Source organism: Vibrio sp. 10N.261.52.A1 (genome assembly GCF_002876325.1).
GTDB classification, from domain to species: domain Bacteria; phylum Pseudomonadota; class Gammaproteobacteria; order Enterobacterales; family Vibrionaceae; genus Vibrio; species Vibrio chagasii.
The window spans coordinates 1-8,977 of sequence record NZ_MCYD01000984.1 but is presented as its reverse complement, the minus strand read 5'-3'; the positions used below and the strand labels follow the sequence as shown (position 1 = coordinate 8,977).

6 protein-coding genes are annotated in these 8,977 nt (G+C 43.8%); 4 read left to right on the top strand and 2 right to left on the bottom strand.

Annotation, left to right across the window (positions count from 1 at the left end; genetic code table 11):
• Nucleotides 1-188 precede the first annotated feature (188 nt).
• Entirely contained in the window at nt 189-1,640 is a 1,452-nt protein-coding gene (gene focA, locus BCT81_RS21385; RefSeq protein ID WP_102425760.1) for a formate transporter FocA, read from the bottom strand.
• A gap of 273 nt (nt 1,641-1,913) precedes the next feature.
• On the opposite strand from focA, the gene BCT81_RS21380 reads away from it, so the two are divergent.
• Nucleotides 1,914-2,819, top strand: a complete 906-nt coding sequence (locus tag BCT81_RS21380) for a LysR substrate-binding domain-containing protein (protein WP_102425759.1) — start codon at nt 1,914-1,916, stop codon at nt 2,817-2,819.
• A gap of 204 nt (nt 2,820-3,023) precedes the next feature.
• Entirely contained in the window at nt 3,024-3,518 is a 495-nt protein-coding gene (locus BCT81_RS21375) for a DUF1097 domain-containing protein (RefSeq protein WP_004738068.1), read from the top strand.
• Nucleotides 3,519-3,688: 170 nt separating this feature from the next.
• On the opposite strand, the gene BCT81_RS21370 is transcribed toward BCT81_RS21375, so the two are convergent.
• A complete protein-coding gene (locus BCT81_RS21370; RefSeq protein ID WP_102425758.1) occupies nt 3,689-5,374 on the bottom strand; it encodes an ATP-dependent endonuclease in 1,686 nt (561 codons plus the stop codon).
• 238 nt (nt 5,375-5,612) lie between these two features.
• Between BCT81_RS21370 and BCT81_RS21365 the strand changes: the two genes are divergently transcribed.
• Together BCT81_RS21365 and BCT81_RS21360 are read left to right on the top strand one after the other, a co-directional pair.
• Complete coding sequence (locus BCT81_RS21365) at nt 5,613-7,352, top strand: bifunctional UDP-sugar hydrolase/5'-nucleotidase (RefSeq protein ID WP_102425757.1); 1,740 nt, start codon at nt 5,613-5,615, stop codon at nt 7,350-7,352.
• A 593-nt stretch (nt 7,353-7,945) separates the two neighbouring features.
• Nucleotides 7,946-8,947 carry a TerC/Alx family metal homeostasis membrane protein gene (locus BCT81_RS21360; RefSeq protein ID WP_102425756.1) on the top strand — a complete coding sequence of 334 codons (1,002 nt, stop codon included), beginning with the start codon at nt 7,946-7,948 and terminating at the stop codon, nt 8,945-8,947.
• Nucleotides 8,948-8,977 lie beyond the last annotated feature (30 nt).

Genomic DNA, 8,977 nt, shown 5'->3' with positions numbered 1-8,977 from the left:
GTGTCAAACCTTTAGTCGTGCTTTAAGCCACCATTTACTTTTAGCCAGTCAACGTTGCCATGACTGATTTTCGAGGAGAACAACTAATCCCTAATTGCTTCCCTTGTTCTAGTTAGCTAGTAAAACAGTCGTTAGCTAGACGCTTCCTAGTTAAACCGTCGCATGTTAAAGCACTGTGGGTTAGCCAGTTAAGCCGTTTCTAGTTCCGCTTTTGGAACCACGTTTAGGCGGTCACCGTAGATTGGGCGAAGTGCTAGCATCACCTCAGTTCTAGTAAGAACACCTACCATCACACCGTTTTCCAATACTGGAAGCATATGTGGTTGGCTTACTTTCATCGCTTTCGCACGCTCTTCTAAAGAAAGTGAAGTCAGGCGAGTTGCGAAGCCCATGCTAGTAGTAGGGTACAGTTGCTCTTTGTCAATACATAGGAACTCAGCCACATCAACTAGCTTGTCGTTTGCATCGATTGCCACAACGTCGCGGCTCATTAGGTCTACGACTTTCTGGCCTTTAGTTGGGATGTAATCTTGGCACCAAAGGTCAACCATTACGTCATGAACAGAGAAGATACCAACCAGACGGCCTTCAACATCGCAAACAGGAGCGCTAACAAGTTGAGCGTCTAATAGTGAATCAATTGCCACTGATGTAGGCATTTCTACGCTTAGTGTAATTGGTTGAGTGTTCATGATTTGCTTGATAGTCGTTGCTGTGTTCATAGTAATTTCCTTAACTGACGTAATTTCTGTTGTTTGTGTAATTGCAGTAATTTTTGCTGCTTTAAGTTGTGGGCGACGGTAGATGCTCCAATTGGCTAAGCCGACCAATACCGAACCACCTACAATGTTGCCGATTGTCACAGGCACCAAGTTTGCGGTGACAAATTTCATGATGTTTAGGTCTGCGTACTGGGCTGGTGTTGCGCCAATTTGCATCCAAAAGCTTTCTGGTGCGAATGTTTGAATCGTGATGCCTAGGGGAACCATGAACATATTCGCCACGCAGTGTTCAAAGCCTGAACTAACGAACATCGCTACAGGTAATACGGTCATCATCGCTTTGGTCATGGCATTAGCAGAGCTGAACGTTAACCAAATGGCTAAACACACCAATAAGTTACAAAGCACACCCAAAGCAAAAGCTTGAACAGGGCTGTGGTGTAGCTTGTGTTGTGCAATATTCAGAGCATTTAAACCCCATTGCCCGCCATCCAACTGATAAAGACCTGCTGCGCTTACTAGAGCCAAAAGGAACATGGCGCCGATAAAGTTACCGACATAGACCTTGCCCCAAATAGACAGCATCTTAGTGAAGGTAATCTGCTTGTTAGCCCATGAGATGCTTGATAACACTGAGCTGGTAAACAGCTCGCCACCGCAAATCACAATCAGGATTAAACCCATACTGAATGCAAGACCGCCGGCTAAGCGACTCAATCCCCATCCAGCGTCTGCGCTGCCTGTGGTTACCGTGATGTAGAATAAAAAAGCAAGCCCGATGAATGCGCCAGCCATGATCGCTAAACTTAAAGTCATGCTGCTGGTTTTATTTGCTTTGCTTAATGCAAACTTTTCTGCTTCCGCCATCATTTCTGTTGGTGAGAACAGTTGATGATTTTCAGAAGTGCTGGTTGCCATATCCCCCCCTTGAACAATCCGTCATATGTAATTCCTAGTGTTAATGACTTGCTTAATCCGTAACGGTTAAGCAGTAATGTTTTGCAGGGCTCGTTGCGTCCTGCCATTCCAGATTAGGGGGTTGGTCGATAGAGGTAAAATTGATAATTTTTAAAAACCACATCAAATTTATTGATATAGCTTGGGTTACGCGTAGAATGAAATTGGTTGCTCATCGGCTTAACAAAAACAGAGCGATAGGACACAAATAATTAAAAGCATTAAGGATGAATTTTGCGTTATTCATTAAAGCAACTCGCGGTATTTGATGCAGTAGCAGATTCCGGGAGCGTTAGTATTGCAGCAGACAAGTTGGCGTTGACTCAATCTGCGACAAGTATGTCTCTAGCACAGTTGGAAAAAATGCTTGGTAGGCCTTTGTTTGAAAGGCAGGGCAAGCAAATGGCGCTTACTCACTGGGGTATGTGGCTGAGACCAAAAGCGAAGCGTTTACTGCAAGATGCTCAGCAAATTGAAATGGGATTTTACGAGCAGCACTTATTGAGTGGAGAGCTCAAATTAGGTGCGAGTCAAACGCCTGCAGAGCACCTCGTTCCAGACCTTATCAGTATTATTGATAATGACTTTCCAGAGATGCGAATCTCACTCGGCGTACAAAGTACCGATGCCGTTATCGATGGGGTGTTAGATTACAAATATGACCTCGGTGTTATCGAAGGGCGCTGCGATGACAGTCGAGTTCATCAAGAAGTGTGGTGTACCGACCATTTAACGGTTGTGGCTGCGGCTCATCATCCATTTGCGAAGCGTGAACGTGTCAGCTTGGCACAGTTAGAACAAGCAAAGTGGGTGTTGCGTGAACACGGCTCTGGTACTCGCAAAGTTTTTGATAGCTCTATTCATCATTTAATTGGTGATCTCGATGTTTGGCGAGAGTATGAACACGTTCCCGTTTTAAGAAGTCTGGTAGCAAACGGTCCATATTTAACGTGCTTACCTTATCTCGATGTCGAGCAGTTTGTTGAATCTGGTCAATTGGTTACTTTAAATGTGCCCGAGCTCGAAATGGAACGTACGCTTTCATTCATTTGGCGTGCAGACATGGCAGAAAACCCGCTTGCTGAATGTATTAAGCGCGAAGGCAGGCGCATGATGAAAGGCAAACCGTCAGTTCTATAGCAGCAATTTGATAAAATGCTAATAACCAAATGTGTTGAATAAGCGATTCCGGTCTCTATCTCGTGATAAATACACATTCGCGTACATAATTAATGTGATCACGATCGTCTAAAAGAAGGCGTTCTTACCATAGTATGCTTACTTGATTTTAAGTGAGGCTAAAACCGGTTGCGTTCAATAACGTAATTAGGCTTTAGAAATAGTATGAGTACATTAGTCGCGATTTCATTAACAACAGGTATTTTGTCAGGTCTTTGGGGATGGATAGCTATCTCTTTTGGCTTATTGTCATGGGCGGGTTTCTTAGGTTGCACCAGTTACTTTGCTTCGCCAACCGGTGGTGTTAAAGGGTTAGCGGGTAGCTTATTAACCAACATGACAGGCGTATTCTGGGCAATGGTAATCATCGAAAGCTCAACCTTCGCTGGGTTAGAGATTCTTGGCTATGTAATTACTGCTATTGTCGCTTTCTTTATGTGTATTCAAGCAAAACAAGCGTGGCTAGGTTATATCCCTGGAACCTTCATTGGTTGCTGTGCGACGTTTGCTGCAGGTGGTGACTGGCAATTAGTTGTGCCTTCTTTACTACTTGGCGGCGTGTTTGGATACTTAATGAAAGCAACGGGCTTGTGGCTTCACGCAAAATCAACTCAATCTTCGGAAGTGGTTGAACAACACGCTAAGCAAGCAAAAGCCTAACGAATACGTTAAGCAATGATGCTCTAGTTACTGTGAACTCTTGCAAGATAACCCCCAATTAATTTGTATATCAATTTATACAGGCACACCATTTGGTGTGCCTTTTTTGTTTTTGGCGGCTATGAGAACTCGCAGAAGGACTTATACCGTCTATCAGAAAAGCTAAAGGATTAGGTATTCCCGTTTGCCATAGTGATCACTCGTTTCAACGTCCACCTCAACAGCAGTGGGATACATTCTTGGCCGCGATCTTCGCAATGCGAAACAATCGCCAGAGCGAGATCAGGTTTTGCATGTTTCTTCAATACTTTAGCCACCACTTTTTTCGGTGGAATAGGGTGGTCGTATGGGATCTTAACCATGTCCCTGAAAAAGCTTTCAAACCCATTCATGTATAAATAGTGTTCGATGTCTTTATCAGGTAGCTCGGTTAAGCGGTGACGCTCTTGGTCGTTACCGAGCTTAGAGTGAACGGTTGCGGCATACTTTTTACCTGCCGCATCACCATCAGTAACTACATGCCAATCAATACCAAACTCTTGTGCGACTTTAATTAACGCTTTTAATCCAGACTGAGCAAACTCAATGATCTGTACACCTTCGGCTGCAAGGTTATATCCGCATTGGTTGGCTAATTCGTTAAACAGCCAAACCTCTGTTTCACCTTCGACTAACAACCAACATCGAGCGAACAGTGCACCGGAGCGGTGGAATCGAATATGAAAACCAATTCTCCTTAGTTCATCTTTACTGAAGTGATTCATGTTCAATTGATTAGCGATGGTTTTGTCTGATTGACGAACCAAACGGCGAATAGATTGTAATGGAACAGCGGCAAGCAACTCACCACTATTGGTAGTGAGGATTTTCTGCATTGGCAGCTTTTGCATCAGGCTCCAAGCTCTTGCTAAGTGAGTAGGGTGCAATCGACCTTCGGGATCTTCTAAGATCAAAAGTGGACGTGCACAACGCCTCAATTCGTTTGGCCCTTTAGCTTGGAGATAAGCGTTTAATAAACCCATGAACAATAGGCGTGTTTGTTTATTATTGGTTTCCTCTACGAGCTGATGGATACTCTGGTCGTTAGCACCAGCAGAATAGAGTAATCCATCCCTCTGTTTCCTTGGGTTACGGCGAGAATTACTTTTGAAAGAGAAATAGTGTTCAACCAAGCTTTGCATAGACTGTAAACTACTGCGCATTTCACCTTTGTTAACATGACCAGGAATCGCCATTAAACGACGGCAGGTATTATCGATTCGTTTTTCGATTCTGGCTTGGCGCGCGTTACCATTAGTACCATTGCCATTGCCATTGTTCGAATTTCCGTTTGGCGTGACCGACTTAGCGTTGAAAGGACGATCAAAATGCCTTGCATCACGTAAGCGAATGACCGGATGCAAGGTCATCAATTCTTGTGCAAGCTTTTCTGAATGGTGCAGTTTGAGAGGATTACCATCTAACCCCAAGAATGCATAGTGGGTGGTGGTTTCGTATTGATCCAACGTCGCGCTGATTCGGTAATAAATGCGATAAACACCAAATTCGTCTTGGACCCAGATGGGCTTGAGCTTGCGGTAACGGCCTGCATTCAATTCGCTCTTGTCGTTAGCTTTAAGCGAAAGGACAATTTGTAAGTGTTGAGACTGCGGGTGTGAAACTGAGTAATCGACATGAAAATCGGTCATTTCAAAGTGGTATGGCACACCGTCTGAAGGAAGAACGACGGAAAGGGCATCCAGTAATGAAGACTTACCCCAAGTATTTTCACCAATAAGCGTGGTTAGCTCGTCAAACGCCAATGACATGCGCTTGATACCCCGAAAGCCAGAAATCTCGATTCTTTCTAGTTGCATAGGCTTACTCCTAACGGAAGGCTCTGCTAATTGTTTGAAAGCTAACAGATATCTTTAATCATAATCGAAAAATAGATAATCGGAATGCTCGTCTGTCACAAAACCCACTCTTTGTTTATACGCCGTAAAATCAGGTTTTTGATCTATATCGAGTATTTTTTTGCAGTGCAGTTTCATAAAATTCACGATTCTGTCATGATTCCCGACCTAGTATGAAGGGACAAAGAGAGAAGACAATATGACTAAAAAGAATAAGCCGACAAAAATTGTGTTGGCACACATCAACGACACCCACTCATACTTTGAACCAACGTCATTACAGCTATCACTTAAAATGAACAACCACATCATTGAACCTTATGTCAGTGCTGGTGGTTTCGCTCGAATCGCAACACGCTTTAAACAAATAGAGCAAGATGCCCAACGACAAAAGGTCGGAACCCTGTTCCTGCATGCTGGGGACTGCTTTCAAGGGACCCTGTACTTTTCTCTGTTCAAGGGGAAAGCCAACGCCGATCTGCTTAATGCACTGAATATTGACGCTATGACTCTCGGCAATCACGAACTAGACATGGGTAATGAACCCGTTGCTATGTTCGCAAAGAAAATCCAATTTCCGCTATTGGCCGGTAACTGGAACTTGTCGAATGAAGATATCAATAAAACTCATACGTTAGCGGACAACGAAATTGTTAAGCCTTACTTAACTGAAACACGTAGTGCTTCTTTTATAACGAAGGAGTTCGATGGCGAAAAAGTCGCTATTTTCGGCTTAAGCATCGATAAGATGTCGAGTATTGCCAACCCAGACTTAGATACTCCATTTGAAAATGCCCTAGAAACAGCGAAAGCAACCATAGAGCAAATTCACAAAGCAGGTATCAATAAAATTGTATTACTCAGTCACCTTGGTTACGAAGCCGATTTAGAGCTCGCGGCAAATGTCTCTGGCATTGGAGTGATCGTTGGCGGTCATAGCCACCGCTTGCAAGGTGATTTCTCAGATATTGGCTTGGTAAAAGACGATGACTATGGCGTGAAAGTGGGTGATACCTATGTCGTACAAGCGGGCTTCCACGCAATGAGCCTAGGCCACTGCGAAATCGAGTTCGACGCTCAAGGTAAAGTGACGCACTTTAATGGCAAGAATGAACTGTTATTAGGTCGACGCCTCTTTATCGATGCGAAATTGAGTGAAGTAGGGCAAGACGATGCACATGATATGGCGTGTGATTTTTTGAACAATCACCCAAACATCGCAGTGTGTAAGAAAGATCCTGAGCTACAGAGTATTCTGACAGACAAGTATCAGCCTAGAGTCCGTAAACTTCAGCAGCAAGTAGTAGCGCATGCCGACACTAAGTTACGCCATGTCCGTATCCCTGATGAAAATGGGCCAAGCCAACTTGCACCGCTCGTTGCTCAATCATTCCACTACTTAATGAACCAAAAAGGACATCAGGTAGATTTTGCGATCCATAACTCTGGTGGTGTAAGGAACTCCCTTAATAGCGGCGATGTTTCGGTTGCCGATATTGCCGGAAAGCTACTACCGTTTGCCGTACCTATTGGCGTGTATGAAGTCAGAGGTGAAACGATAGCTGGTATGTTGGAAGGTGCCATCAATAACGCACTGGATAACGGTGTGGTAGGCACAGGATCGGGGAGTTTCCCTTACACCCATAACTTAAGGTTTTGTTACCACAAAGAAGCGCCAATCGGGCATCGTATCCATCACTTGGAAATTCATTCAGAAGAGTCAGGTTGGCAGCCAGTTTCCCGTGAACATATTTACCGAGGTGTATCTTCGGCTTACACAATGAAAGGAAAAGAGGGTTACAACGCTGTACTGGATATGATTGGTGACGGTATCGTAACGACTTACTCGATGGCCGATTGTTTTATTGCGTTCTTACAAGACAATCCAGAGTCACTAAAATATAACGAGCCACTAAATTGCATGGAGTGTTTTAGGTAAACATTCGCAAAATGAACCATTTATAAAATTGGCACTGTTTATGCTTAGTTTCTAGGGCAAGTTCCTGTGGAGGCAAAGCATGAATAGGAAAGATTGGTTGGATGCAGCCGCTGTTGTTGGCTGGGTTTCTGTTTGGTCTGCATTGGTATATCTCGTTCCAATGGCGGGCATATAGCATACCTAGGCTCAGCATCTTAACGAGACTCTATAACTGAACGAATGGTATTTAACGTGTTGTTAGCAGGCTTCAGAGCAAGCTATCGCCATGAGTGGTATTGTCGGAATCAATACGAGTCTCTTATTGACAGACGGGCACAAATAAAAAAGGAGCGCTATGCTCCTTTTTTATTAATTTCTGAAAATTTATCTAGACGAAACAAAGTTTGCGGAATATTATCCACGCGTTTGGGGAGTAGTTAGCGCAAGTTTACGTATCGTCATCTCGTTAGGCCAAGTGTCTATCCGGTGCGTAAAGGTGAAATCCCATATTTCACTTCAACGAGACCAACGCAATCACAATCAAGATCCGTCGTGGAGCTTGATATGTTTTGTTTGCGGAAGGTCTTTGAACAGTTCTTCCGCCCGGAGGAATAATGAACTCAACTCAATCTCTATTATCTACCAATAGTGAATCCTTTTTTTCATCGCCAATCATGACGACGTATGCGGGATTTTTCCTGCTGACGGTTATTCTCGTCTCTATTGATATCTATCAGACTCGCGGTGGTAACGTCACAATCAGAAAAGCGGCGATCTGGAGTGTTTTCTGGTTTTTGCTAGCATTCTTGTTTGCAGGTTCTATCTACCTGTTTTGGGATGTGTACGCACCAAATAGTGATTACACCGCGCAAAAGGCGACAGTGTCATTCATCACGGGTTATTTGCTAGAGAAATCATTGAGCGTAGACAACCTGTTTGTATTCGCGATGATCTTTGCTCAATACCAGGTTCCTGAACATCTAAGACCTCGTGCGCTTCTTTGGGGTGTTATTGGCGCATTGGTGTTACGTGCAATCATGATCGCGTTAGGCGCGCAATTACTCGCTGAATACCACTGGGTGCTTTATGTGTTTGCTGCGTTTCTGATTGGTACAGGTATCAAACTAGCATTAGACAAGGGCGAAGAGGAGAGTGTGAATACACTACCTGAAAAGCTACTTCGCAAAATTATGCCAGTGACAGAAGATTTCCATGGCCCGGCATTGATGATCAAACAAGGTGCAAAATGGGTGCTTACACCAATGATGTTGGTGATAGGTGCGATAGCGGTTATGGACGTAATGTTCGCTTTGGACTCTATCCCAGCGATCTTCGCGGTAACACAAGAACCATTCTTGGTACTTGCAGCTAACGTGTTTGCATTGCTTGGCTTACGTTCTTTGTACTTTGTACTGCAAGGTATGATGGACAAGTTCATCTACTTGAAGCCTGCACTTTCATTCATCATGGTGTTCATTGGTGTGAAAATGCTATTGGTTGATAGTGAGTGGGCTATCCCGACATACTGGTCTTTAGCGGTATTGGTTTCTACCATGACGATTGCGGTTATAGCGTCGATTTATGCAAAGAAGCCAGCTATTGAACAAGTAAATTAAAACAAATATAACTTATCGAAAACTCGATAA